Source organism: Psychrobacter sp. TB55-MNA-CIBAN-0194 (genome assembly GCF_040309505.1).
Taxonomy (GTDB): Bacteria; Pseudomonadota; Gammaproteobacteria; order Pseudomonadales; family Moraxellaceae; genus Psychrobacter; species Psychrobacter fozii.
In genome coordinates this window covers 1-280 of sequence record NZ_JBEOOW010000175.1, presented here as the reverse complement: position 1 = coordinate 280, position 280 = coordinate 1, and the positions used below count along the sequence as shown (strand labels likewise).

Annotated in this window: 1 pseudogene; it reads left to right on the top strand. The window is 45.4% G+C overall.

The features are described 5' to 3' along the window. Positions 1-280 (top strand): annotated as a pseudogene (locus tag AAEY75_RS14720) (apolipoprotein N-acyltransferase); the annotation flags it as partial.

Here is a 280-nt window from a genome sequence, read left to right as displayed (position 1 = left end):
GGCTATTTTTTTATTTGCATTATCGCCTTATGGGTTCTGGCCGCTAGCAATAGTGTCACCAGCGATTTTATATGCGCTGTTGGTGCCAAATATGAGTGGTCGTCGCGCTTTTATTATCGGTGAAGCTTACGGTATGGGGCTATGGTGCGTCGGCGGCTTTTGGCTCTATACAGCTATCCATGATTATAGCGATACTCCAACGTGGCTCGCATTGATTATGATTGGATTGATGGGTCTCGGTATGGGACTGTTTCATGGATTTTTAGCACTAGCCTTTAAC